This is a genomic window from Pseudomonas sp. NFX183, assembly GCF_047943075.1.
Classification (GTDB): domain Bacteria; phylum Pseudomonadota; class Gammaproteobacteria; order Pseudomonadales; family Pseudomonadaceae; genus Aquipseudomonas.
In genome coordinates, this window is the sequence record NZ_CP181333.1 from 5,934,700 (window position 1) to 5,958,582 (window position 23,883).

Consider the following 23,883-nt stretch of genomic DNA (forward strand, 5'->3'; position numbering starts at 1 on the left):
AATTTCTTGTTGGTTTTGTGGACGTTGCGTTTTTCAGAGCGAGGAAGCCGGCAGCCGCACGATCGGTGCCCCCGGAATGCAGCACACCAGGGCGCCTTTGTTTTCGACGCACAGCACATTGAGGAAGGAGAAATAAAACGGCCGGGCGCGGGGCAGACCGCGTGGCGCTTGCTGGGCAGGGCGTAAAACTCGCAGTACAGCGTTGAAGATTTTCATCTGACGGTACCTGGTTGTTTTTGATCTTGTTTTTGTTGAGTCGCCCGGATCAAGCCCGAAGCGTACTTTTTGCAACCTGGAAAAGACTTTATTGGAAAATAATTTCCATATCAACATGTTTTAGAATTTTATTCTATTTTTGTTGAAACCACCTGCTGGCGCTCGTTGCTAAGGCGCGCGGCGTCCAATATACGGGTGGTTTCCAGTGCGTCATAGGCGTCCACCGGAAGCGCTCCCTGCCCTTGCACGGCACTGTGCAACTGGCGATAGAACTGCGTCCAGCAGCCTTTCTCCGAAGGCACACGCTCGCGTTCCGCGCCTTGCTCAAACCAGCCCCAGCGTCGGTGCTCTTCAGCGCCCCAGTGCTCGCCTTCGGTTTTCGGCGTCTTGCCGGCCATCAGCGCTTCTTCCTGGCCATCAAGCCCGTCCACGGTGTAACAACCCAGGGTGCCGCTGACGCGAAAACGCGGGGCCTGACTGTTTTGCAGCGCACTGCCCCACAGGTGGGAAATCACGCCGTTGGCGTGGGTCAGCGAAACAAAAAAGCCGTGATCGAGGGTGGGGTGTTCCGGGCTGAACTGCAGTTGCGCGAACACCCGATCCACCGGGCCGAACAGCTGCATCGCCTGGTCCACCAGGTGACTGCCGAGGTCGCGCAACCATCCGCCGCCGCTGGCATTGCCCACGGCTTGCGGATTGAAGCGTTCGACACGGGACTCAAAACGGGTGATCTGGCCCAGCGCACCGGCGTCGATCAGTTTGCGCAACGTGAGGAAGTCCGAGTCCCAACGCCGGTTCTGGTAGACGCTGAGCAACACCCCCTGGCGTTCGGCCGCGGTGATCAGTGCCTGGGCCTGTTCGGCATTGCTGGCGAACGGTTTGTCGCTGACCACCGCAACCCCATGTTCGATGGCTTCCAGTACCAGCGCCGGACGGCCCTTGAGCGTGGTGGAAATCACCAGGACGTCGACACCGGCCTCGACGATCTGGCCGATGGTGTCGTAGGCCTTGAGGCCGGGGTGGTCAGTCGCCAGTTGCTGGCGCCGCTCGGGTGAGCGTGTCACCACGCCGACAAACGTTGCGCCGGGCAACGTTGCAATCAACGGTGCGTGAAAAAAACGGCCGCCGTGGCCGTAGCCAACTAGTCCGATTCGCATAGATGCGCTCCTTCATGAAGTGGAAACCCAGTTCAAATGTGGGAGCAGGCTTGCCTGCGAAAGCAGCGTGTCAGTCAATGAACCCGCCACTGAAAGACCGCTATCGCAGGCAAGCCAGCTCCCACACTGACTGCATTCCACCTGCCCGAAAATGATCCTTGATCGTTCCTGCGCAGAGCGTTGGAATGATCGATTGCTTATAGGCACAGCTCGCGGGTTACCCGCTCCAGCATCATCCGGTTGGATTCATCCGGCCGGTCTTCCCAGGCAAACACCGAAACCGTGGCGATGCCGTCGAACTTGATCTCGCGCAAGGTGCCGAAAAACGCCTCCCAGTTGACCTCGCCCTGACCGATGTCCAGGTGCTGATGCACCGTGGCGGTAACGCCCGGCGGGTTGACGATGTAGCGCAGGTTCGACGACGCGCGGTGGTTATAGGTGTCGGCAATGATCAAGTGGCTGAGCTTGGAACCGGCGTACTTGAGCATCGAGGCGATATCGCCTTTGCCGTCGTCATAAAAGAAGGTGTGCGGCGCGGCGTAGAGGTAGTTGATCCAGTCGCGGTCGAGGCCGCGAATGATGTCCACCGACTCGTTGTTGCGCTCACAGAAGTCATACGGATGCGCCTGGATATCCAGCTTGATGCCTTCGCGCTCGAACTCCGGGATCAGCTCATCCATGGAGCGCATGAACTGGTTTTCGCACACCAGCGGGTTGTCGGACTGGCCGGTGAACTCGGTGTTGACCAGCTCGCAGTCCATTTCCACGGCGATCTGGATCGCACGCTTCCAGTTGCGCACGGCGGCGGCGCGCAGGCCTTCGTCGGCCGCGGCCCAGTGGTACATCGGCAGCAGGGAAGACAGTTGCACACCGGCGTCGCTCAAGGCCTTGCGAAATTCCTTGATGCGCGCACGGTCAACGCGGGCGGCTTTGTAAAAGGGCAGGAAGTCTTCGCGGGGCGACAGTTCGATGTGTTGGTAGCCGAGTTCGGCGGCCTTGTCGACCATCTGGCCAAGGGGCAGATGGCGGTACATGTAGGGGTCTAAGGCGATACGCATAGGTGAAACTCCCGTATCTGAAATTGGAATCCGGCCGAATGTGGGAGCTGGCTTGCCTGCGATAGCGGTGCATCAGGCGGCATTTATATTGAATGTGCCGCCGTCTTCGCAGGCAAGCCAGCTCCCACACTGATCCGGTTCCTCCAGAGCAATAGGTGTCAGCCGTAAAAATGTGGGCGCTCTGGCAGGCCGACTTTCACAATCTGCTCACTGCGCTGCGCCTCAATGCACGCATCCGCCGCCACCGCTGCCGCAAACCCATCCCACGCCGACGGCCCGCCCACTTGCCCGGCGCGTACGCCGTCGATGAACGCCTGCAGTTCGACGTCGTAGGCGCCGATAAAGCGGTCCTTCCAGTCCATCAGAATCGCATTCGACAGCTTGGCCTCGCTGCGCAGTTGCACCTGCGAAGGCTCCGGCAGTTTGGCAATACCGGTCTCCCCCACCACTTCGCACTGAATGTCGTAGCCGTACTGGCAGTTCACAAACACTTCCACATCGATGCGCGTGCCCTTGGCGGTTTCCAGCAGCACGATCTGCGGGTCACGCAAGTGGGCCAACGCCTTGCTCGATTTGCGTGGGAACACCACCTGCACCGACACGTAGTCGTCGTTGAGCAACCAGCGCAACACATCCAGTTCATGGATCAAGGTGTCGGTGATCGCCATGTCGGTCTTGTAGTTTTCGCCCACCGTCGGGTTGCGGTGCGCGCAGTGCAGCATCAAAGGCTCGCCGATCTGGCCGCTGTCGATGACCGCCTTGAGGGCGCGATAACTTTCGTCGTACGGGCGCATGAAGCCCACCTGCACCAGGCGCTTGCCGAAGGCGATTTCGGCATCGACGATCTTGCGGCAGCCTTCTGCGGTGACGGCCAAGGGCTTTTCGCAGAACACCGGCTTGCCGGCGGCGATCGCAGCGAGCACGAACTCTTCGTGGCTCGGGCCCCAGGAAGTCACGAGAATTGCCTCGACCTGCGGCGAGTTGATCAACGCATGGCCGTCCGCGTACACCTCGGCGGTCAGCTGCAAATCAGCCACGACCCTGGCGGCTTGCTCAAGGTTGATGTCGGTCACCGCCACCACCTGGCTATTGAGCAGGGTCTGGCTGCACCGACGGATATGGTCCCGGCCAATGGCGCCCGTACCGATAACACCCAACTTCAAAGACATACAAACACTCCTCTTGTTATTAGTACTGCCGGGCCTTGGCCAGGCGTTCATTGAGTTGTTTGGCCACCGCGTCAGTGCGCGCGCTGGTCGAGACCTGCGCCACCCCGACCCGCCACCACGACAGGTATTTGTGGATCATGGTCTTGGGCAGAACCTTGATATCGATCAGCGTCGACACCGTTTGCGTACGTGCATCGGCCAACGCCGCCTGCAACTGTTCCACCGTGCTGACCTTGTAGGTCTTGCAGCCATAGGCCGCCGCACTCATGGCGAAATCCACCGGCACAAAACCGCCGTCGAGCTTGCCGGTCTCCGGGTTGCGAAAGCGAAACTCGGTGCCGAAGCTGTCCATGCCGTGTTCCATCTGCAGGTTGTTGATGCAGCCGAAAGTCATGTTGTCGAGCAGCACCACGTTGATCTTGCGCCGCTCCTGGATCGAGGTGGCCAGCTCCGAGTGCAGCATCATGTAGGAGCCGTCACCCACCAGCGCATAGACCTCGCGCGCCGGCTCGGCCAGCTTCACGCCCAGGGCCGCGTTGACCTCGTAGCCCATGCACGAATAGCCATACTCGACGTGGTAGGTGTTGACGCCCTTGCTGCGCCAGCTGCGCTGCAAGTCGCCCGGCAAGCTGCCGGCGGCGGCGACGATGATGGCGTCGTCGGCCAGGGTGTCGTTGAGCACGCCGAGCACGCGGCTTTGGGTCAGGCAGGAACCGGTCAGCTCGATAAACTCGCGCAGCACGGCCGGGTCCATGTGGTCGTTGATTTCCGGGACGAAATTGTCCGTCTGGTAGTCGGCCTGGTAGATGCGATCCACCTCGGCATCCAGCTGCGCCTTGGCGTCGCGCGGCTGATCCGCCCAGTCGGAACGGTAGTCACCCAAGGCATCCGCCAACGCCTCCAGGCCCACCCTGGCATCCGCCAGCAGTTGCACGCCGTCCAGTTTCAGTGCATCGCAAGGGCTGATATTGAGGTTGAGAAACTTGACCTCAGGGTGCTTGAACAGCGACTTCGACGCGGTGGTGAAGTCGGTGTAGCGCGTGCCGATGCCAATGATCAGGTCCGCTTCCGGGGCCAGCAGGTTTGCCGCCAGGCAGCCGGTTTCACCGAGACCGCCCAGGTTCAGCGAATGGCTGGAGACCACTGCGCTTTTGCCTGCCTGGGTTTCAGCGAAGGGGATGTCAAAGCGTTCGGCAAACGCTTGCAGCGCGGCATTCGCGCCGGCGTATTTGACCCCGCCGCCGCAGATGATCAGCGGTTTGCGCTTGCCTCGAAAGGCGGCCAACGCATCGCCGATCATCGCTTCAGTCGGCGGACGGCGTTCGATACGGTGCACACGTTTTTGCAGGAAGTAGTCGGGATAGTCCCAGGCTTCAGCCTGTACATCCTGCGGCAGGGCCAACGTGACGGCGCCGGTTTCCGCGGGGTCAGTGAGCACGCGCATCGCATGGATCGCGGCGGTCATCAGTTGCTCGGGGCGGTTGATGCGGTCCCAGTACTTGCTCACGGAGCGGAAGGCATCGTTGGTGCTGATGCTCAAATCGTGAAACTGCTCTATCTGCTGCAGCACCGGGTCGGGCTGGCGGCTGGCATAGACATCGCCGGGCAACAGCAGCAACGGAATACGGTTGGCCGTGGCGGTGGCGGCGGCGGTAATCATATTTGCCGCGCCCGGCCCCACCGACGAGGTGCACGCGTAGATCTTGCGGCGCAGGTGCTGCTTGGCAAACCCGATGGCGGCGTGGGCCATGCCTTGCTCATTGCGGCCCTGATGCACCACCAGGTCGCCGCTGTCCTGCTCCAGCGCCTGACCCAGCCCCAACACGTTGCCGTGGCCAAAAATGGTAAAAATCCCGGCGACAAACTTGCTCTGCACGCCATCGACTTCGATGTACTGGTTATCCAGAAACTTCACCAGGGCCTGGGCCATGGTCAATCTTGTTGTGGTCATGTTCGCACCTTGTATGAACGCAAATCTGTCGATCAACTGTGAACCAATGTGGGAGCGGGCTTGCTCGCGAATGCGGTGTGTCAGTCACCCGATTTATTTACTGACCCACCGCATTCGCGAGCAAGCCCGCTCCCACAGTTTGGCCGGCGTCAGGTCCGGGAATTTTGTAGATGGGCGATGCTCGCCCCCAATGCCTGCTGGATATCCGCCAGCGCATGCACGCTTTCGGCAAACGGCTCGAACGACAGATAACCGCCGTAGCCGGTGCTGAGCAAGGTGTCGATCTGCGCCGCATTGCCGAGGATATCGCCCTCGCCCACCAGCACGCGGTGGCCGTCGCGAATGGCATTGAGCGGTGCGTCGCGATCCTCGACGCCGGAGATATGCACCAGGCCGGTCAGCTGCGGGAAGAATTCCTGTTCGCCAGCCAGGTGATGGTGAAAGGTGTCGTGCACCAGGCGGAACACATCCAGGCCGCCAATCGCCTGGATCGCATCCATGGCCACACGCTTGCGGCGCAGCGCGCATTCTTCAAACCCCAGCGGCTCGATGAAACCGAGAATCCCGTACTCGCGCAGGATCGGCGCCAACTCGCTCAACGCCGTGCGCAAACCGGCCGCGCGCTGGGCTTCATTGCGGGTATCGCCGCGCTCGTTCAGCGGGCACATCACCAGGCCTTGCGCGCCGCATTCGCGGGCGTAGGTGGCGAGCTTGATCGCCTGGGCGCGGCGCTCGTCATTCCACACATCAAACGGGTACAGCGCGTTAATCGACAGCACCGTGATGCCCTGCACCGCGCACAACTCGCGCACGCGGCTGGCGGGTGTGCCGAATTCGATTTCGTGGCCTTTGAGGTCGTTGCGAATCTCGATGGCATCGCACTTGAGCGCGGCCGCCAACTGAATGAAATCCGGCAGGGACAGGTCGGGCGCGACCATGCGGTTAAGGGCAAAACGTAGCGGCGACTTCATTGTTGTTGTTCTCCGTTCAAACCGGTCAGAGGTCCAGCAGCCAGCTGTGCTGCGGGTCGTTATGGAAATGCCAGGCGCGCTTGGGGCCGGCCATCACGTTCAAGTAATACGACTCGTAGCCATACGGCACGCTGACCGGGTGATACCCCTTGGGCACCACCACCAGGTCGCTGTTTTCCACAGCCATGGCCTGGTCGATGCTGCGATCGTCGGTGTACACGCGCTGGAACACGAAGCCCTGGGGCGGGTTGATCTGGTGGTAGTAGGTCTCTTCGAGAAAGCTCTGGTGCGGCAGGTCGTCGGTGTCGTGCTTGTGCGGCGGGTAGCTGGACGAGTGCCCGGACGGCGTGCGCACTTCCACCACCAGCAGCGAATGGGCCGGCTCGCTGTCGGGCAGGATGTCACACACATACCGGGTGTTGGCGCCCTTACCGCGCACGCTGCGCTTGCACTGTTCAGGGCGAATCAGGCGCGGCTCAAAACCTGGGGCACCTGGTGCGGCGCACACGGCGATTTGCACATCGCTCAACGCGGTCACCTGCGCATCGGTGCCGGGCGGCAGGTAGGCGGCGAAGGGCGATTTGTCTTCGAACACGGACTGACGATCCCCCAGGTTCTGCCAGTTGAAGCCCTCGCCTTGGATATTCACCCGGCCGCTGAGCAGCACCAGGCACAGCTCCTGATCACCGGCGGTGACCGGCAACGTTTCACCCAGGCTCAGGCGGTAGGCGGCAAAGCCTACGTACTCCAGGCGCCCTTCTTCCAGGGCAACCATGGTTTGCCCACGTTTGCTGCTCTTGACCAACAAGCTCATCACTTAAGTCCTCTCGCTGAGAAGCGTGCGCAACGTGTCGTAGCCCTTTTTCGCGTAGATATAGCTGGGCGCTACGGCCGGGTCCTGCTCGGCTTCCACCACCAGCCAGCCCTCGTACTTGGCCGCCAACAGCACGTCGAGCAACTCGGCAAAGTCGATATCGCCGTCACCGGGCACGGTGAAGGTGCCGTTGACGATGCAGTCGGGAAAGCTCCACATCTGGTTGCGCGCCAGTTGCACCACCGGTTTGCGCACGTCCTTGAAATGCACGTGACAGACGCGCTTGATGTGTTTGCGCAGCACCTCGACAGGCTCGCCGCCGCCCATGTAGCAGTGGCCCGAATCGAACAGCAGGCCGACTTCCGGGCCGGTGCGGCGCATCAACTGGTCAATGTCGTCGGGGGATTCGACGTAGGCGCCCATGTGGTGGTGATAGGCCAGGCGCACGCCTTGGGACAGGGTGAAACGCGCCAGCTCGGTGAGTTTGTCGGCGTACGCCTGCCAGGCGTGTTCGCTGTGAAAACGCGGACGTTCGATCAGGCGCACCCTGGCGCCCTGAATCGAATCGGCGACTTCGCCGTAGACCAGCACCTTGGCGCCGTTGAGTTTGAGCAGCTCGACATGACCGGCGATGGCCTCGATTTCTTGCGCCACCGAACGCCGTGCCAGGCGGCTGGAATACCAGCCGGAGACCAGCGCCAGGTCATAGGGACGCAGCACATCGCCGACGCCTTGGGCGTCCTTGGGGAATTTGCCGTTGAGTTCAAAACCTTCGTAGCCGATCTCCTTGCCTTCGCCCAGGGCGGTGCTCAAGGGCGTTTCACCGCCCAGGGCCGGCAGGTCGTCGTTGCTCCAGGAGATCGGGTTGATGCCAATTCGGATTGCGGGCATGGCTGCACCTTTTGTTTTTATCTGACTTAAGCCTGGTGAGGTTTGCTTTGTGTGGGAGCTGGCTTGCCTGCGATGGCATCGGCCCGGCGTATCTGATGGACCGAGTTGTCTGCATCGCAGGCAAGCCAGCTCCCACATTTGAGCGTGTTTAACTTCTAGCGCTGCGCCAGGCGTTGATGAGCTGTTCGAAGGTGCCCTGCACCTGCTCGATCAGCGTGTGATCATCAATCTCCCCCGCCATCCATGCGCGGCTCGGTTCCTGGAAGATCGTACGGCCCACCGCAAACCCTCGGCAGGTGCTGCTTTGGCTGGCTTGCCGGAAGCCATCGGCGAGGCATTCGGCCGAAGCGTTCAGGCCCAGCAGCACTACGCCACGGCAGTACGGATCGCGCTCCTGGATCAGTTCGTCGAGTTTTTTCCAGTCCTGCGCCGACTGCGCCTCGATCTTCCACCACGCCGGGTAGATACCCAGGTTGTACAGGCGCTTGAGGCTGCGATAGAGCACGTCGGGATAGGTGGACGGGTGATCCTTGGGCGGGATGACTTCCAGCAGCAGCTCATGCCCGCTGACGAGGGACGCCTCGTACACCGCCTTCAGTTGCGCTTCCTGTTCCAGGCGCAGCATCGGCTCGTCATCAGGGTGGTATTGCACCAGGCACTTGATGATTTGCTCCTGGGGCCAGGCAATCAGGTTGCTGCCCACCGAGCGCCCGTGCTCGAACGCCAGCGGCCGCGAGTTCTGCACTTCCACCGGGCGCGCGATCCACCAGCCGCGACCGCTGGCGGCGTTGAGCGCGTCCTGGCCGAAACGCTGGTCGGCCAACAGGCCCACGTCGGCTTCCACGCCCTGCTCGCGCAGCTTGGCTTCGACGCGTTCGATCGCCTGGATAAACAGCTGCTTGATGGCGCTGATACGCGTCGGGTCCTGGCCGCCTTTTTGCGCCAGGTCCACCAGTTGCCAGCGATGGTCGAAGGCAAACACGAACAGCTGCTTCCAGGCTTTGCGCGGCACGGTGACGCGGTGCAGGCGCTGCAAGGTGACGTCTTGATCGGGCCGGGTGATGGGCACCGGGCTGTTGAACAGGTAATCCAGTTCGGCAGGCGTGGGCATGGCCGGCGCGCAGGCGTGGCGGGACACCACCAGGCCGCCACAGGCATTCGCCAGTTGGCTGCAACGTTCATCGCTGGCATCGTTAAGCCAGCCGCTAAGGAAGCCCGACATAAACGCATCGCCGGCGCCCAGCACGTTCAGCACTTCTACCCGCACGCCAGGGTAGATGGCGCCGTCTTCGAGTCGCGCCGGGATCGCCCCATGGATCACCGTGCAGCCCTGCGGGCCGAGCTTGACCACCAGGGTGGCCGGGGTCAATTCACGCACGGTGCGCAGCGCGGTGAGCAAATTTTCACTGCCGCCGGCGATCAAAAATTCTTCTTCGGTGCCAACGATCAGGTCAAAGCGCGGCAAAATTTTCTGCACATGCTGGCTGACGTTCTGGTCGGCGACAAACCGGGTCTCGCCGTCGGCTTTGCCCGCCAGGCCCCACAGCACCGGGCGGTAGTCGATATCGAGCACGCGCTTGACGTTGTGTTTGGCTGCGTAGTCCAAGGCCTGGATGCTGGCCTTGTACACGCCATCGGTGGAGAAATGCGTGCCGGTGATCAGCAAGGCTTTGCTGGAGGCAATAAAGGCCTCGCTGATGTCTTCGGCGCGCAGGGCCATGTCGGCGCAGTTTTCGCGGTAGAACACCAGCGGGAAGGTTTCGCGGTCCTTGAGGCCCAGCAGCACCAGCGCGGTGAGGCGTTCCGGGTCGACCTTGATGCCGCTGACATCGCAGCCTTCGCGGGCCAGGGACTCCACCAGGAAGCGGCCCATGTGGTCGTCGCCCACCCGGCTCAACATCGCCGATTTAAGCCCCAACCGTGCGATGCCGAAGGCGATATTGGCGGACGACCCGCCGAGGTACTTGGCGAAGCTGGACACGTCCTCAAGTCGCGCACCCACTTGCTGTGCGTAGAGGTCGACGCCCAGGCGTCCGAGGCAAATCAGATCCAATTGACGCCCACTGGCAAAACGAGTCTGGCCCATGCTGGCTCCTGTTATTTTTATCAGCCTGCGTGGTACCGCCGTGGTGGCGGCACACGCTCTTGGTGAAAGCAGACTAGAACGTCCGGCGGCCGCAATCAATATTTATTCCATAATTATTTTTAGTGGAATATTTTTTCCAATAAGCCAGCATAATGGCCTGCCAGCCCTCCTGCATCGTTTCAGCAGGCCACGGCCACCGTGATGCCGGGGTATTTTTTTGCGCCTACCCTGTAGACTTGCGCCCACCCATCAGCGCATCAGAAGAACACGCCAGAAGGATTGCCCATGTCCCGCACCGATCCCGAGACCACCCTGGAAGAGACTATTGCCAGCCCTCCGATCAATGCCGAGCGCCTGTTGCAGCTGATCACCGACGAATACGAAAGCCTGCCACGCCAGCTCAAACGCATCGCCAGCTACATGAGCCAGCAAAGCGACCGGATCATGGTCGACCGCATCAGCGACATCGCCCGCGAGTGCGAAGTGCACCCTTCGGCCATCGTGCGGTTCTCCCAGCGGTTCGGTTTCAGTGGTTTCAGTGAGATGCAGGCGCTGTTTCGCGAGGCCTACACCCACAAGACCACGCCGGTGCAGAACTACCAGCAACGCATCCGCAGCATGATCGCCAACAAGTCGCAGAAGGCCAGCGGCGGCGACCTGGCGCGCGAATGCGTGAACGCCACCCTCTCCGGCATCGAGCGCCTGGGGCTGGAACTCGATGATGTGGCCTTCGAGAAAGCCGTGGACCTGGTGGTCAATGCCGACAATATCTACGTGGTCGGCGTGCGCCGCTCCTTCGCGGTGGCCGATTACCTGGTCTACAACCTGCAGCACACCAACAAGCGCATTCACTTGATTTCCGGTTTGGGCGGCAGTTACCGCGAGCAGATGCGCAGCGTGCGTGCCAATGACCTGGTGATCGCCATCAGCTTTACGCCGTATGGCAAAGAGACTCAGCATTGCCTGCGCATTGCCCAGCATCACCAGGCCAAGACCTTGATCATCACCGACAGCAACCTGTCGCCCCTGGCCAAACGGGCGAACGCGGTGCTGTTGGTGAATGAAGGGTCGTCGTTTGCGTTTCGCTCGCTGAGCGCCACCTTGTGCCTATGCCAGGCATTGTTTATTGCGGTGGCGTATCGGTTGGAGCTGAAGGTGGATGAGATTCATGAACAGGTGGGGTTCGACGACTGATCTTCTGGTACTGAAGATCCGCTGTGGGCGCGAGTCTGTCGTGGCGAGCGGGCTTGCCCCGCGTTGGGACGCGAAGCGGCCCTGAAACCTGACGCCGCGGTCTATCAATGAGCGCGCGGCGGCCTTATTGGGGCTGCTTTGCAGCCCAACGCGGGGCAAGCCCGCTCGCCACGACAGACCGGCCCACCACAACAAGCCCGCTCGCCACAGCAAGCCCGCTGGCCACGACAATCATTGGCGCGGCGATGCGGCTCATGCCTTCGGTGATGGCTGCCAGCAGGTCACCGTCCTTGCGCTCAGCCCAGGCGTTTTTCAGGTAGCGCACAGCATGACCAGGATTAAACGCAGAAGACGGCTTATGAGGCACGGGTTAAGCCGCTGTTAACAATTGCGTGAGCACCCGGCCGTGATAGCGAATCTGCGCCAGGGTCAGCGCTGTGTAGCCGATGATCACCGCCGCCGGCAAGTTCGCCGCGACGCAGAACTTGCTCAGTGGCTGCAAGGTCAGCCCGGCGGCGGCGGCGCGGGTGCAGAATTCGCTTTCCTCGACACCGCTTGGCAGCCACAGCACAAAGTGCAACCCGGCGTGCTGGCCGCTCACCGGGCACTCATCCGGCAGACAGGCGAGCAGCGCATCGCGACGCGCCTGATAAGCCTGGCGCGAAGCCCGCAGGTGCCGCACAAACGCGCCGCTGGCGAGAAACTCCACCAGCCCCGACTGATCCGTCGCGCCCACCGAATGCCCGGTGAGTTGCAGGGTGCGCAGCAACGCGGGGCGCACCGCCTTGGGCACCACCATGAACCCCACGCGCAGGCCCGGGAACAGGTTCTTGTTGAAGCTGCCGCAGTAGATCACCCGGTCGCCGGAATCCAGGGATTTGAGCGCCGCCAGTGGCGCGCTGTTGTAGTTGTATTCGCTGTCGTAGTCGTCTTCGACCACCCAGGCGTCGGCGCGGGCGGCCCAATCCAACAGCGCCAGGCGGCGTGAAACCGACAGGGTCATGCCCAGCGGCGCCTGGTGCGCCGGTGTCACATAGGCCAGGCGCGCCGTGTCGGGGAGTTGCGCGGTATCAAGACCTTCGGCTGTCACCGGGACCGGCACCACCTGCGCACCGGCCAGGCTGAACAGGCGGCGTGCCGGTGTGTAACCGGGGTCTTCCACGCACGCGGTGTCACCGGGTTTGAGCAGCGTGCGCGCGATCAGGTCCAGGCCATGGCGAATGCCGGTGGTGACAACGATTTCGTCCGCCTCGCAGTGCATGCCGCGATAACTGCGCACGTAGTCGGCGATCTGTTCACGCAACGCGGGCAAGCCGGCCGGGTGGGCGGCCTCCAATACGCCTGGCCCCGCAGACAGCAAGCCTCGGGAGATGCACCGCGCCCAGGTTTTCAGGTCGAACAGGCTCGCGTCCGGGCGTCGCGCGACAAAAGGGACGTGGCTTTGCACGCCCGCGTCGGGCCGATCCGGTATGGCCGCGCGGCGTGAACTTGCGCTGGGCGCCGGCGCCGCAATGAATTGCTCGGGGATCACCGCGCTGACGCGCGTGCCGGAACCCGCCACGCGCTGCACGTAACCTTCACTGTGCAAGCGCTCGAACGCCGCCTCAAGCGTGCCGCGCGACACCAGCCAGCGTTCGGCCAGGCTGCGGGTAGACGGCAAGCGGCTGCCGGCGGGCAATTGCCGATTCAGGATGGCGGCGCGCAATGCGTCGTAGGCGCCCTGCTGCTTGCCGGCGTCCAGGCTATCGGGGCGCGGCAGGTCCAGGTGGGAGGCGGCTTTTCCTCGGCTCATAGTGGTCCATTCATAAGAGGCACAAGTGGCCCTAAGGATTAAACCACATACCCGCTAGAGTTCGAACTCTACTCCTTGCGAAGAAGCTTCCCATGACGCAACGCGCCCTCTCCTCCGGGTTCTGGCTGGTGCTGCTGACCGTACTCATCGGCCTGCCACGTATCACCCTGGACATGCACCTGCCAGCCCTGCCGGCCATGGCCGACGACTTCCACGCCAGCGACAGCCAGTTGCAGCTGACCCTCACGCTGTACGCCCTGGGCTCGGCCATTTCCTTGCTGGTCAGCGGCCCGTTGACCGATCGCTTCGGGCGCCGCCCGGTGCTGCTGAGCGGGCTGTTGGTGTACGCGGTCGCCACCGTGGCCTGCGCGCTGGCCGACAGCATCGGTGTGCTGATCGTCGCCCGCCTGTTCCAGGCCTTGGGCGGTTGCTGCACCACGGTCATCGGCCGGGTGATCGTGCGCGATTACTTTGACCGTCATGAACAGGCGCGCCTGCTTGGTCTGATCTCCATGGCCATGGCGATTTCGCCAATGGCCGCACCGGTGCTGGGCAGCCTGATGCTGCCGTTCATCCATTGGCGCGGCCTGTTTATCGTATTGGCCGTGATCGGCGTGACGCTGTGCCTGGTGGTGCTTCGCCGGCTGCCGGAAACCCGTCCACCGGAAGTCGCCGCCGCGCCGCCGAGCAACCTGTTGCGCCTGTACGGCCAGCTGTTGCGCGACCGTTATTTCCTGCGGTACTCCCTGGCAATCGGCTGCGTGTACAGCACGTATTTCCCATTTATCAGCGAGTCGTCGGCTCTCCTGCAACGCGGCTTTCACTTGTCGGCCTCGGCCTACGCGCTGGTGTTTGCCGCGACGATCAGTGGCTACATGCTCGGCGCCAACCTGTTCCGCAGACTGGTGCTGCGCGTTGAAGCCGATCAGTTGATCAGTGCCGCCATCGCCTTGAATGTGCTGGGTTGCGTGATGCTCGCCGGGGCCACGGTCGCCCTGCCCCAGGCCTGGCTGGCGATTGTGCTGCCGATGGTGGTGATCATGGTGTCGGTGGGGATGGTGATTCCGGCCTGCCAGCTGTCGGTGTTGCAGCCTTACGGCGCGATTGCCGGGACCGCGTCGGGGTTGTTCTTCTTTATCCAGATGTTCCTGACGGCCGTGAGCAGTTGGGCCACCGGGATGCTGTCCGACGGCACCTCGCAACCCTTGGTGATCATGACGTCAGTGGCCAGCGCATTGCTGGTCGCAGGTTGGCGGGCCTTGCAACAAAAAGCCGCGCCTGTGGGTCAGGCGCGGCTTGGGTGAAGCGCGATCAGGATCAGTGCATGAAGATCGCGATCAGAATGATGAGCGGGATAGGCACACCGAGGAACCAAAGCAGTAATGAGCGCATGTTGTTCTCCTTGATTAACGAACGTAGTTTTCAGTTTCGACGTACACCACGGCGTCACGACGACGACCGCCGAAGGTGGCAGCGAAACTGGCAAAGAAGGCACCGATCAACAGCGCAATGAAGGTCCACAGCGAGGTGTAGGCAGCCACTTTGGCGGCAGTGTCGGCAGCTTGCTTGGCTTTGACCTTGGCGTCTTCGATGGCTTTACGGGCATCGCCGTACACCTTGTCGATCCGCGCTTCGGCGTCAGCCTGGCTGAGGTTGGTGCGTTGGCTGATCAACTGAGCGAGGTAGGTACGGTCTTCAGGGGCCAGTTGGCCGTCGTTGCTCAGGGTGCGAGTGAAGATGCGCGCTACAACGCCATGTACGGCGTCATCGCTGACGGCGGCTGGGCGATCATCGCGAAACAGGCTGTCGACGTAGTAGTCAAAGTCGCCGCTGTTGGCGCCTTTGGCTGCACTGCCGGCTGCCTGAGTCAGGCCACTGGCGGCGCTCGAGGCGACACCGGCGCCGGCTTTAACGCCGCCGCTGACCACACTGCTTACCGAGCCGACGACCAGCACTGCGGTCACCAGCGTAGCGACTGCCCAAGCGAGGAAACCGTGGGCGGTGTCGCGAAAGTACACTTCGTCACCGTGCATGTTGGCCCACTTCACACGCAAGCGGCCGGCAATGTAGCCGCCCAGGCCCGATGCGACGATCTGGGTGAACGCCAGCCAGACAATCGTGGAAATGCCAAGCCCCTTGGCGCTGATACCGCTGTCGGCCCACGGCGACACCGCCGAAAAGCCCAGGCCGAAGCCCAGCAGCACGAGGATCAGCGACAGTGCGGCCGCCGCAGCGGCCCCGGCGAAAATCGCCCCCCAGGAAACCCCAGAGTGCGAGCTCGATTCTTGCAGCGTGGATGACGATGTGATCATTGTTGTTTTGCTCCCGGCAGGAAAAATAGTGTTACAACTCTCAAAAGGGACAGTGCAGGCACCATGCCAGCCGAGCTAAAAAATAAATCCCTTATATTTCAACAAGATACAAAAATTGAACTAACTTAAACCATGCAAGTTGCAAGAAATGATCGAAAACAGCGTGCTTTATGCAATCCCCCAACGCCCACGGCCCGTGTGGACGCTGGCCGGCATGAAAGTTGTGTCAGTTTTGCCAAGATGAAGTTTAATTTAGGAAGCGTTCAGGCATTTCTTGGCAAAATGCCCCCACTTCTAGTGTGAATCGCTCACCAGGTAATCCTATGACCCGTATTTTGACCATCGAGGATGACGCCGTTACAGCCCGCGAGATCGTCGCCGAGCTGAGTAGCCATGGACTGGATGTAGATTGGGTGGACAACGGCCGTGAAGGCCTGGTCCGCGCTGTGAGTGGTGACTACGATCTGATCACCCTCGACCGTATGCTGCCGGAACTCGATGGCCTGGCCATCGTCACGACCCTGCGCACCATTGGCGTGTCGACGCCGATCCTGATGATCAGCGCCCTCTCCGATGTCGACGAGCGAGTACGCGGCCTGCGGGCCGGCGGCGATGACTACCTGACCAAGCCGTTTGCGTCCGACGAAATGGCCGCCCGCGTTGAAGTGCTGCTGCGGCGTAAAAGCACGGTCAAGGAGTTCGAAACCGCCCTGCGCGTGGCCGACCTCGAACTCAACCTGATCAGCCGCGAAGCCAGCCGCGCCGAACAGCCGCTGAGCCTGCTGCCCACCGAATACAAACTGCTCGAATTCCTGATGCGCAATACCGGGCAGATCCTGTCGCGCATGATGATCTTCGAAGAAGTCTGGGGTTATCACTTCGACCCGGGCACCAACCTGATCGACGTGCACATCGGTCGCCTGCGCAAAAAAATCGACCCGCCGGGCCTCACGCCGCTGATCCGCACGGTACGAGGTTCCGGTTATGTCATTGCTGAACCCCTCTAAAGGCTGGCGCTCCTCCAGCAGCCGCCTGCTGGCGCTTTACAGTTCGCTGTTCGTGGCCTGGAGCTGCATCCTCATGGGGGTGCTGTATTACGAGGTGTCGGGTTACCTGGGTGACCTGTCGCGTCACTCGCTGATGCAGCGTCAGCACCTGTTTCAACGCTTCGACGGTGAAGAACTGGTGGAAGCCCTGACCACCAGCATGACCTTCGACATGAAAGGCGTGGACGCCTACGGCCTGTTCGATGAGCAATTTCGCCCCTTGAGCGGGCCGATCCGCGCAGTGCCACCGGACCTGCCGCTGGACGGCAAGATCCACGCCCTGGCCAACTGTGTCGACTCTGACGACCCGAAACTGCCCAAGGACAGCTGCGATGCGGTGGCCACCCACACCGAAGACGGCCGCTGGCTGGTACTCGTGCGCGCCAACGGTTCGCTGTTTGGCGTGACCCGGATCATCTGGCATGCGCTGCTGTGGGCACTCTCCCTGACGATTATTCCCGGTGCTGCCGGTTGGCATTTGTTACGCCGTCGCCCGCTGCGGCGCATTCGCGGGATTCAGGCCAGTGCCGAGGCCATCGTCGCCGGTGACCTGACGCACCGCCTGCCGTTGTCTGACCGACGCGACGAACTGGACATGCTCGCCGCCATCGTCAACGCCATGCTCGACCGCATCGAGAAGTTGATGAACGAGGTCAAGGGCGTGTGCGACAACATCGCCCACGACCTGCGCACGCCGCTGACGCGCTTGCGCGCGCAGCTCTACCGCATCAAACAAGAGGCAGAGGAAAACTCCGTCTACGCGGTGAAACTGGACGATGCGATTGCTGAAACCGATACGCTGATGGCGCGCTTTCGCGGGCTGTTGCGCATCTCGGAGCTGGAAGACCACCAGCGCCGTTCGGGTTTCCTGGTCATGGACCCGCTGCCGCTGTTGCGCGAACTGCATGACTTTTACCTGCCCCTGGCAGAAGAAGGCGAATTGCAGCTGCGCCTCGAAGTGCCCGACTCGCTGCCGTGGATTACCGGCGACCGCGCACTGTTGTTCGAAGCCTTGGCCAACCTGTTGAGCAACTCGATCAAGTTCTCGCCACCCAGCGGTGAAGTGATCCTGCGTGGCGTCAATGATGCCGGCAGCACGCGGATCGAGGTGCACGACTCAGGCCCGGGCATTCCCGCTGCGGAGCGCGACGCAGTGTTCCAGCGCTTCTATCGCGTGGATGAAAGCGACCAGCAAGGCGGGTTCGGGTTGGGCTTGTCGATTGTGGCGGCGATCATCAACCTGCATGGCTTCAAGTTGGAAGTCGGCAACAGCCGATGCGGGGGCGCATGCCTGCTGCTGGAGTGTCGGCAGCAATTGATGCCTGAAGCCTGAAAATCACCTCGGTAAAAATGTGGGAGCGGGCTTGCTCGCGAATGCAGAGTGTCAGTCACCGCAAGCATTGACTGACCCACCGCTTTCGCGAGCAAGCCCGCTCCCACATCAGGCGTGCTTCGCCTGTTAGAAGTTGGCGCGCAGTGCCTCAAGCCCGCCGCTGTACACGCCGGCAAACAACTCCTCCACCGCCGCATCCGTGGTCCCCGCCGCCGGGGTGAACACGCCGGACCACGTCACTTTCGCCGACGCATCGGTCAACGCCTCAACCTGCAACGTCGCCAGGTAAGCACTCACCGGAAACGGCGACTGCTCGATGGTGTAGCTGTAAGTGCGCGCCACGTTATCAAAGCTCTGCAAGCGCTCGACCACCACACCGCCGTCCGCGGTTTGCAAGTGACGCACACGCCCGCCGTCGCTCGCCTCGCTTTTGACGATAAACGGTAGCCAATCGGGCAGCGCGTTAAAGCCGCCAATCAATTGCCAGACCTGATCGGCCGAAACCGGAACCTCAATCACCGAAGAAGCTGTCGCCACAATAAATACTCCAAAAAAATTACAAGAATTCAGATCGCCATGCTGTCGACAACACCACCGTCGACGCGCAATGCGGCGCCCGTGGTTGCAGCAGACAAGGGTGAAGCAATGTACGCCACCAGGTTGGCCACTTCATCCACATTTGCCGCGCGCTGGATGATCGACGTGGGCCGCGCATTGCGCACAAACACGTCCGCCTCTTCCCGCGCACTGCGCCCGGACTTGGCGGTGGCGTCTTTGAGCATCTGCTCCAGGCCGTCGGTAAAGGTCGGCCCCGGCAGCACCGCATTGACCGTCACACCGGTGCCGGCCAGACGCTTCGCCAAACCATGGGAGACCGCCAGGTTGGCACTTTTGGTCACGCCGTAGTTGATCATGTCCGCTGGCGTTGCCACCCCGGACTCCGAAGACAGAAAGATCACCCGCCCCCAGCCCTGCTCAACCATGCCCGGCACATAATGCCGCGCCAGGCGCACGCCGGAGATCACATTGACCTCGTAGAAGCGCGTCCATTCGCTGTCTGGTGCGTCGAAGAAATCCACATCGTTGAAGATGCCCAGGTTGTTGACCAGGATGTCGGCGCGCGGTTCGGCCGCAAAGAGTTTCTCTGCGCCTTGCGCTGTGCCGAGGTCCGCCACCAGCCCGCGCAGATCCGCGCCCGGCACTGCCTGACGAATGCTCGCCAGGGCGTCGTCAACCTTGCCCGCTTCCCGCCCGATCACCACCACAGTGGCGCCGGATTGCGCCAGGGCCTGGCTGATGCCCAGGCCGATCCCGGCAGTGCTGCCGCTGACAATCGCTACTTTGCCGCTTACATCGATTTTCATCTGAGAACTCCTGAAGTTAGCGTGGCAGCGGTGCGCTGGCCGAAATCAACTGTGCGTCGCGCAAGGCCTGCCAGAAGGCTGCCGGAATCTTCTCTGACAACGCCGCGACGTCTTCGGCAATCCGCCCCGGACGACTGGCACCCGGAATCACGGCAGCCACCGCCGGGTGGGCCAGGGAGAACTGCAGCGCTGCGGCTTTCACGCTCACGCCAAACGCCTGGGCAATCGCCTTGATCTGCTCGACCTTGCTGATAATCGCCGGGCTGGCCTTCTGGTATTCGAAGTGCGCACCGCCCGCCAGGATGCCCGAGCTGTAAGGCCCACCGACGACGATTTCGACGTTCTGCGCCAGCGCGGCATCCATCAGGCGTTGCAGGGCACGCTCGTGGTCCAGCAGGGTGTAGCGGCCGGCGAGCAGGAAACCGTCGGGCTGCGCTTCGGTCAGGTCCAGCGTCAGTTCGCACGGCTCGACGCGGTTCACGCCCAGGCCCCAGGCCTTGATCACGCCTTCTTCACGCAGACGGGTCAGCACTTTGAAGGCGCCGGTGCGGGCCTGGTTGAAGTAGTCCAGCCACTGGTCGCCGTAGAAATCCTGGGCGATGTCGTGAATCCACACGATGTCCAGACGGTCGGTTTGCAGGCGCTTCAGGCTGTCTTCGATAGAGCGCAGCGTGGCGTCGGCGCTGTAGTCGTTGAGCATCTTGTTCGGGCGGCCATATTCGAACACACCGCTTTTTTCGCCGAGGTCGCGGGCGCTTTCTTCGACTTCGTCGAGAATCACGCGGCCGACTTTGGTGCTGAGCACAAAGTCATCGCGGTTGTACTGCGACAAGGCTTGGCCCAGACGGATTTCCGACAACCCCGAGCCGTAGAACGGCGCGGTGTCGAAGTAACGCACGCCGCTGTTCCAGGCGGCTTCGACGGTGGCCTGGGCTTCGTCTTCGGGAATGGCGCGGAACATGTTGCCCAGCGGTGCAGTGCCAAAGCCCAGTTGGCCGGGCAGTTTGTCTTTCAAGCTCATGGTGGTTCCTCAATCGGGTTCAGGGTCGCTGTGACCGTTGAGCCGATCCTAGATTGCGTAGATCGGACCGTCCAAGACATACTGCGACCAACTTGAGTCCTGCGAGGTCTTACATGATTGATCTGCGCCAACTGCGCTACTTCGAAGTCGTTGCCGAAGAAGAACACGTCGGCCGCGCCGCCGAGCGTTTGCACATCTCCCAGTCGCCCTTGAGCCGGCAGATCGCCCAGCTCGAAGAGCGTTTGGGCCTGACCCTGTTCGAACGCAGCCAGCAGCGCATCCGCCTGACGCGCGACGGCCAGACGTTTCTGGCCGAAACCAAGGCGCTGCTGACCCACGCCAATCGCCTGGAGTCCCTGGGCAAACGCCTGGGTCGCGGTGAAGAAGGCGGCCTGTGCATCGGCTATATCGAAAACGCGATGCATGCCGGCGTGCTGCCCAACGCCTTGCGCGTGTTGAGAGACGACCGCCCCACCGTGCACATCAAGCTGTACAACTTGCCGTCGCTCGAACAGCTCGAAGGCCTGCGCCAGCGCAGCCTGGATATCGCCCTGGTCAGCGAACCACCGGCCGCCGATGACCCGGACCTGACCGCGCTGCAAGTGCTGGACGACCCCATGCTGCTGGCCCTGCCTGAGCATCATCCGTTGGCCAAACACAACGAACTGCTGCCCGAACACCTGGCCGATCAGGAATGGATTGGCGTGCAACGCAAAGCCGGCGCCCACCCGGCTGATGACTTTGTCGCGGCCTGCATCCGGGCCGGGTTTACCCCGCAAATCCCGATGGAAGCCAGCGAACCGTTCACCGCGTTGGGCCTGGTGGCCTCGAGCTTGGGCGTGGCGATGGTGCAAAAAGGCTTGAGCCGCAATGCCCCGCCCGGCGTGGTGCTGCGTGAGCTGCCGTGGCTGACCTACACCACACCGTTGTGGGCGGCGTGGCATCGGATCAATCTGCGCCCGCTGGTGGAAACCTTCCGCAAAGTGCTCACCGAACCCGAAGGCTGATGGAGATCAAACAGGTGGGAGCGGGCTTGCTCGCGAATGCGGTGAGTCAGTACCGAACAAGCCAACTGACACTGCGCTTTCGCGAGCAAGCCCGCTCCGACATTTGAATCGCGGCGCATCAGCTCACCCTCTCCCGCATCCGGAACCACAACATCCCCAGCGCCAGCAGCGGTGAGCGCAAGGCCTTGCCGCCCGGAAACGTCATGTGCGGCACCTGGCTGAAAATGTCCAGGCCCTGGCTATGGCCGGCATGAATGGCTTCGGCCAAAAGCTTTGCGCACCAGTGGGTCACGTTCAGCCCATGTCCGGAATAGCCCTGGGCATAGAACACATTCGGGTATTGCTTGAGCCTCCCGACTTGCGGAAAACGGTTGGCGGTGATGCCGATCTTGCCGCCCCACTGGAACTCGATGGCGGTGTTCGCCAACTGCGGGAATACCTTGAGCAGCTTGGGTTGCATGTACGCGGCGATGTCCACCGGATCACGCCCGGAGTAATGGCACGCACCGCCGAACAACAGACGCCGGTCTGCGGAAAGCCGGTAGTAATCCAGCCCGACTTTCTGGTCACACAGCGCCAGGTTTTGCGGGATCAATTGCTTGGCGATAGCCTCGGACAACGGCTCGGTGGCGATGATGTAGCTGCCCGCCGGCAGCACCTTGCCGCTCAAGCGCGGTTCCAGTTCATCCAGGTGTGCATTGCACGCCAGCACTAGATGGGCGGCGCGTACCGTGCCAGCGGCGCAGCGCACTTGCACGGTGTCGCCGTGGATCAGTTCGAGCACCTGGGTGCGCTCGAAAATCCGCACCCCCAGCGACTCGGCCACCTGCGCCTCGCCGAGTACCAAGTTCAGCGGGTGCAGGTGCCCAGAGCCCATGTCCACCAAGCCACCGGCATAGACCGTCGAACCGACCACCTGCTGCATGTCCTGCGGTTCGACCAGCCGAGTCTCATGGGCATACCCAAGCGCCGCCAGGCCCTGCTGCTCGCCCTTGAACGCAGCGAATTGCGCGCTGGTATTGGCCAGTTCGCAAAAGCCCCAGCGCAGATCGCAGTCAATGCTGTACTGACGAATGCGCTCGCCCACCAGCGCCACCGAATCAATCCCGGCTCGCTCCAGGTAACGCACGCCCTCCTCGCCCACGTACTTGGCGAACCCCGACACGTCATGGCCGATGCCGCGAATCAACTGCCCGCCATTGCGCCCGCTGGCGCCCCAGCCGATGCGCCGGGCCTCCAGCAGAATCACCGAGAGCCCGCGCTGAGCCAGTTCAATGGCCGTATTGACCCCGGTGAAACCGCCGCCGATCACGCACACATCGGCGCTCAGGTCGGTGCCCAGCGAAGGACGCTCAGGCATGGCATTGGCCGAAGCACGGTAATAGGACCGGGCGTGGTCACTGGATGAAATCATTTGTTGGTCTTCACTTTGCTCCAGGCGCGGGTCATCAGGCGCATGGTCGCCGGAGTCGGCGTGGTGGAAATGTAGAGTTTGTCGAGCACTTCCTGGGGCGGGTACACCTCAGGGTTGTTCACCAGTTCCGGCGCCATGAACGGCTTGGCGGCGGGGTTGGCATTGGCGTAGCCGACCGAGGCACTGACCTTGGCGATCACTTCGGGGTCGAGCAAATAGTTGATAAAGGCGTGCGCTTCTTTCGGGTTGCTCGCGTCGGCCGGGATGGCCAGCAAGTCAAACCACAGGTTGGAGCCTTCCTTGGGAATCGAATAGGCGATATTCACGCCGTTCTTGGCTTCCTTGGCGCGGTTGGCGGCCTGGAACACGTCGCCGGAATACCCGAAGGCCACGCAGATATCGCCGTTGGCCATATCCGAGATGTACTTGGAGGAATGGAAATACGTGATGTACGGCCGCAGGGTCAGCAGCTTGGCTTCGGCCTGTTTGTAGTCCTCTGGGTTCTCGCTGCGCGGGTCCTTGCCCATGTAATTGAGGATCGCCGGGAACAGCTCGTCCGCCGAATCGAGGAAAGCCACGCCGCACTCGTGCAGCTTTTTGATGTTCTCGGGTTCGAACAGCACCGCCCACGAATCGATGTGGTCGATACCCAGCACCTGCTTGACCTTGTCGACGTTGTAGCCGATGCCATTGGTGCCCCACAGGTACGGCACTGAGTGCGCGTTGCCCGGGTCGTTTTTCTCCAGCAGCTTGAGCAGTTTGGGGTCGAGGTTCTTGAAGTTGGGCAGCTGCGAGCGGTCGAGCTTGAGGAACGCGCCGGCCTTCACCTGGCGCGCCAGGAAGTGGTTGGACGGCACCACCACGTCATAGCCGGTGCGCCCCGCCAGCAACTTGCCTTCCAGGGTTTCGTTGGAATCGAACACGTCGTAGACCACCTTGATCCCGGTCTTGGCCTGGAAATCAGCCAAGGTGGTCTCACCGATATAGTCCGTCCAGTTATAGACGCTGACCGTCGGCGCGGCTTGGCTGGCACTGCTGAACGCGGCCACCAGGGCCAGCGGGAGAAGCTTTTTCACAAGACGCATAT

The 23,883-nt window shown here is 62.0% G+C and carries 23 protein-coding genes; 6 read left to right on the forward strand and 17 right to left on the reverse strand.

What is annotated here, in order from left to right; all coding sequences use genetic code 11:
• Window positions 1–33 precede the first annotated feature (33 nt).
• The 9 genes from ACM530_RS27680 to ACM530_RS27720 all read right to left on the reverse strand — a co-directional run bounded on the left by ACM530_RS27680 (window position 34) and on the right by ACM530_RS27720 (window position 10,313).
• Window positions 34–216 (reverse strand): hypothetical protein, encoded by a 183-nt coding sequence (locus ACM530_RS27680; RefSeq protein WP_145164602.1) that lies wholly within the window; start codon window positions 214–216, stop codon window positions 34–36.
• A gap of 128 nt (window positions 217–344) precedes the next feature.
• Complete coding sequence (locus tag ACM530_RS27685; protein ID WP_416363707.1) at window positions 345–1,373, reverse strand: Gfo/Idh/MocA family oxidoreductase; 1,029 nt, start codon at window positions 1,371–1,373, stop codon at window positions 345–347.
• A 197-nt stretch (window positions 1,374–1,570) separates the two neighbouring features.
• Entirely contained in the window at window positions 1,571–2,431 is an 861-nt protein-coding gene (locus ACM530_RS27690; RefSeq protein ID WP_416363708.1) for a sugar phosphate isomerase/epimerase family protein, read from the reverse strand.
• Window positions 2,432–2,589: 158 nt separating this feature from the next.
• On the reverse strand, window positions 2,590–3,600 hold the full coding sequence (locus ACM530_RS27695) for a Gfo/Idh/MocA family protein (protein ID WP_416363709.1): 1,011 nt from the start codon (window positions 3,598–3,600) through the stop codon (window positions 2,590–2,592).
• 19 nt (window positions 3,601–3,619) lie between these two features.
• Window positions 3,620–5,551, reverse strand: a complete 1,932-nt coding sequence (gene iolD / locus ACM530_RS27700) for a 3D-(3,5/4)-trihydroxycyclohexane-1,2-dione acylhydrolase (decyclizing) (protein WP_416363710.1) — start codon at window positions 5,549–5,551, stop codon at window positions 3,620–3,622.
• Between the two features lie 149 nt (window positions 5,552–5,700).
• A complete protein-coding gene (locus ACM530_RS27705; RefSeq protein ID WP_416363712.1) occupies window positions 5,701–6,522 on the reverse strand; it encodes a TIM barrel protein in 822 nt (273 codons plus the stop codon).
• Window positions 6,523–6,547: 25 nt separating this feature from the next.
• On the reverse strand, window positions 6,548–7,336 hold the full coding sequence (gene iolB, locus ACM530_RS27710; RefSeq protein WP_145164612.1) for a 5-deoxy-glucuronate isomerase: 789 nt from the start codon (window positions 7,334–7,336) through the stop codon (window positions 6,548–6,550).
• Between the two features lie 3 nt (window positions 7,337–7,339).
• A complete protein-coding gene (gene iolE, locus ACM530_RS27715) occupies window positions 7,340–8,227 on the reverse strand; it encodes a myo-inosose-2 dehydratase (protein ID WP_416363713.1) in 888 nt (295 codons plus the stop codon).
• Between the two features lie 148 nt (window positions 8,228–8,375).
• Window positions 8,376–10,313 carry a bifunctional 5-dehydro-2-deoxygluconokinase/5-dehydro-2-deoxyphosphogluconate aldolase gene (locus ACM530_RS27720; protein WP_416363714.1) on the reverse strand — a complete coding sequence of 646 codons (1,938 nt, stop codon included), beginning with the start codon at window positions 10,311–10,313 and terminating at the stop codon, window positions 8,376–8,378.
• Here ACM530_RS27720 and ACM530_RS27725 point away from each other — a divergent pair.
• Window positions 10,312–10,515, forward strand: a complete 204-nt coding sequence (locus tag ACM530_RS27725) for a hypothetical protein (protein ID WP_416363715.1) — start codon at window positions 10,312–10,314, stop codon at window positions 10,513–10,515. The genes ACM530_RS27720 and ACM530_RS27725 overlap by 2 nt on opposite strands.
• A gap of 83 nt (window positions 10,516–10,598) precedes the next feature.
• Window positions 10,599–11,507, forward strand: coding sequence for a MurR/RpiR family transcriptional regulator (locus ACM530_RS27730; RefSeq protein ID WP_106580294.1), 909 nt, complete (start codon window positions 10,599–10,601; stop codon window positions 11,505–11,507).
• 124 nt (window positions 11,508–11,631) lie between these two features.
• Here the strand turns inward: ACM530_RS27730 and ACM530_RS27735 are convergent, their stop codons facing one another.
• Window positions 11,632–11,832 carry a hypothetical protein gene (locus ACM530_RS27735; protein ID WP_145164620.1) on the reverse strand — a complete coding sequence of 67 codons (201 nt, stop codon included), beginning with the start codon at window positions 11,830–11,832 and terminating at the stop codon, window positions 11,632–11,634.
• Between the two features lie 45 nt (window positions 11,833–11,877).
• On the reverse strand, window positions 11,878–13,299 hold the full coding sequence (locus tag ACM530_RS27740; protein ID WP_416363716.1) for a PLP-dependent aminotransferase family protein: 1,422 nt from the start codon (window positions 13,297–13,299) through the stop codon (window positions 11,878–11,880).
• A gap of 92 nt (window positions 13,300–13,391) precedes the next feature.
• Here ACM530_RS27740 and ACM530_RS27745 point away from each other — a divergent pair, with 92 nt between their 5' ends.
• Window positions 13,392–14,603 (forward strand): multidrug effflux MFS transporter, encoded by a 1,212-nt coding sequence (locus ACM530_RS27745; RefSeq protein ID WP_242197543.1) that lies wholly within the window; start codon window positions 13,392–13,394, stop codon window positions 14,601–14,603.
• A 102-nt stretch (window positions 14,604–14,705) separates the two neighbouring features.
• Here the strand turns inward: ACM530_RS27745 and ACM530_RS27750 are convergent, their stop codons facing one another.
• Window positions 14,706–15,611 carry a hypothetical protein gene (locus ACM530_RS27750; protein ID WP_106580301.1) on the reverse strand — a complete coding sequence of 302 codons (906 nt, stop codon included), beginning with the start codon at window positions 15,609–15,611 and terminating at the stop codon, window positions 14,706–14,708.
• 323 nt (window positions 15,612–15,934) lie between these two features.
• Between ACM530_RS27750 and ACM530_RS27755 the strand changes: the two genes are divergently transcribed.
• Entirely contained in the window at window positions 15,935–16,618 is a 684-nt protein-coding gene (locus ACM530_RS27755; RefSeq protein WP_003219726.1) for a response regulator transcription factor, read from the forward strand.
• The gene (locus ACM530_RS27760) at window positions 16,596–17,990 is read left to right on the forward strand and encodes a sensor histidine kinase (RefSeq protein ID WP_416363717.1); all 1,395 of its coding nucleotides are present in this window, start codon (window positions 16,596–16,598) and stop codon (window positions 17,988–17,990) included. Before ACM530_RS27755 ends, ACM530_RS27760 begins: the two co-directional genes overlap by 23 nt.
• A 126-nt stretch (window positions 17,991–18,116) precedes the next feature.
• Here ACM530_RS27760 and ACM530_RS27765 read toward each other — a convergent pair whose 3' ends face one another.
• The 3 genes from ACM530_RS27765 to ACM530_RS27775 are packed head-to-tail and all read right to left on the reverse strand — an operon-like array spanning window position 18,117 to window position 20,375.
• Window positions 18,117–18,527 (reverse strand): SRPBCC family protein, encoded by a 411-nt coding sequence (locus ACM530_RS27765; protein ID WP_416363718.1) that lies wholly within the window; start codon window positions 18,525–18,527, stop codon window positions 18,117–18,119.
• A gap of 29 nt (window positions 18,528–18,556) precedes the next feature.
• Entirely contained in the window at window positions 18,557–19,354 is a 798-nt protein-coding gene (locus ACM530_RS27770) for an SDR family NAD(P)-dependent oxidoreductase (RefSeq protein ID WP_242197557.1), read from the reverse strand.
• Window positions 19,355–19,370: 16 nt separating this feature from the next.
• Entirely contained in the window at window positions 19,371–20,375 is a 1,005-nt protein-coding gene (locus ACM530_RS27775) for an aldo/keto reductase (protein WP_416363719.1), read from the reverse strand.
• A 113-nt stretch (window positions 20,376–20,488) separates the two neighbouring features.
• On the opposite strand from ACM530_RS27775, the gene ACM530_RS27780 reads away from it, so the two are divergent.
• Complete coding sequence (locus tag ACM530_RS27780) at window positions 20,489–21,382, forward strand: LysR substrate-binding domain-containing protein (protein WP_242197564.1); 894 nt, start codon at window positions 20,489–20,491, stop codon at window positions 21,380–21,382.
• 118 nt (window positions 21,383–21,500) lie between these two features.
• On the opposite strand, the gene ACM530_RS27785 is transcribed toward ACM530_RS27780, so the two are convergent.
• Together ACM530_RS27785 and ACM530_RS27790 are read right to left on the reverse strand one after the other, a co-directional pair.
• A complete protein-coding gene (locus ACM530_RS27785) occupies window positions 21,501–22,796 on the reverse strand; it encodes an NAD(P)/FAD-dependent oxidoreductase (protein ID WP_416363720.1) in 1,296 nt (431 codons plus the stop codon).
• Entirely contained in the window at window positions 22,793–23,881 is a 1,089-nt protein-coding gene (locus ACM530_RS27790) for a polyamine ABC transporter substrate-binding protein (protein WP_416363721.1), read from the reverse strand. The genes ACM530_RS27785 and ACM530_RS27790 overlap by 4 nt, the downstream gene beginning before the upstream one ends.
• Window positions 23,882–23,883: the final 2 nt, after the last annotated feature.

Coding starts and splice junctions, on each gene's coding strand:
- ACM530_RS27680 (WP_145164602.1), bottom strand. CDS start 216: ATGAAAATCTTCAACGCTGTACTGCGAGTTTTACGCCCTGCCCAGCAA.
- ACM530_RS27685 (WP_416363707.1), bottom strand. CDS start 1,373: ATGCGAATCGGACTAGTTGGCTACGGCCACGGCGGCCGTTTTTTTCAC.
- ACM530_RS27690 (WP_416363708.1), bottom strand. CDS start 2,431: ATGCGTATCGCCTTAGACCCCTACATGTACCGCCATCTGCCCCTTGGC.
- ACM530_RS27695 (WP_416363709.1), bottom strand. CDS start 3,600: ATGTCTTTGAAGTTGGGTGTTATCGGTACGGGCGCCATTGGCCGGGAC.
- iolD (WP_416363710.1), bottom strand. CDS start 5,551: ATGACCACAACAAGATTGACCATGGCCCAGGCCCTGGTGAAGTTTCTG.
- ACM530_RS27705 (WP_416363712.1), bottom strand. CDS start 6,522: ATGAAGTCGCCGCTACGTTTTGCCCTTAACCGCATGGTCGCGCCCGAC.
- iolB (WP_145164612.1), bottom strand. CDS start 7,336: ATGAGCTTGTTGGTCAAGAGCAGCAAACGTGGGCAAACCATGGTTGCC.
- iolE (WP_416363713.1), bottom strand. CDS start 8,227: ATGCCCGCAATCCGAATTGGCATCAACCCGATCTCCTGGAGCAACGAC.
- ACM530_RS27725 (WP_416363715.1), top strand. CDS start 10,312: ATGCTGGCTCCTGTTATTTTTATCAGCCTGCGTGGTACCGCCGTGGTG.
- ACM530_RS27720 (WP_416363714.1), bottom strand. CDS start 10,313: ATGGGCCAGACTCGTTTTGCCAGTGGGCGTCAATTGGATCTGATTTGC.
- ACM530_RS27730 (WP_106580294.1), top strand. CDS start 10,599: ATGTCCCGCACCGATCCCGAGACCACCCTGGAAGAGACTATTGCCAGC.
- ACM530_RS27740 (WP_416363716.1), bottom strand. CDS start 13,299: ATGAGCCGAGGAAAAGCCGCCTCCCACCTGGACCTGCCGCGCCCCGAT.
- ACM530_RS27745 (WP_242197543.1), top strand. CDS start 13,392: ATGACGCAACGCGCCCTCTCCTCCGGGTTCTGGCTGGTGCTGCTGACC.
- ACM530_RS27750 (WP_106580301.1), bottom strand. CDS start 15,611: ATGATCACATCGTCATCCACGCTGCAAGAATCGAGCTCGCACTCTGGG.
- ACM530_RS27755 (WP_003219726.1), top strand. CDS start 15,935: ATGACCCGTATTTTGACCATCGAGGATGACGCCGTTACAGCCCGCGAG.
- ACM530_RS27760 (WP_416363717.1), top strand. CDS start 16,596: ATGTCATTGCTGAACCCCTCTAAAGGCTGGCGCTCCTCCAGCAGCCGC.
- ACM530_RS27770 (WP_242197557.1), bottom strand. CDS start 19,354: ATGAAAATCGATGTAAGCGGCAAAGTAGCGATTGTCAGCGGCAGCACT.
- ACM530_RS27775 (WP_416363719.1), bottom strand. CDS start 20,375: ATGAGCTTGAAAGACAAACTGCCCGGCCAACTGGGCTTTGGCACTGCA.
- ACM530_RS27780 (WP_242197564.1), top strand. CDS start 20,489: ATGATTGATCTGCGCCAACTGCGCTACTTCGAAGTCGTTGCCGAAGAA.
- ACM530_RS27785 (WP_416363720.1), bottom strand. CDS start 22,796: ATGATTTCATCCAGTGACCACGCCCGGTCCTATTACCGTGCTTCGGCC.
- ACM530_RS27790 (WP_416363721.1), bottom strand. CDS start 23,881: ATGCGTCTTGTGAAAAAGCTTCTCCCGCTGGCCCTGGTGGCCGCGTTC.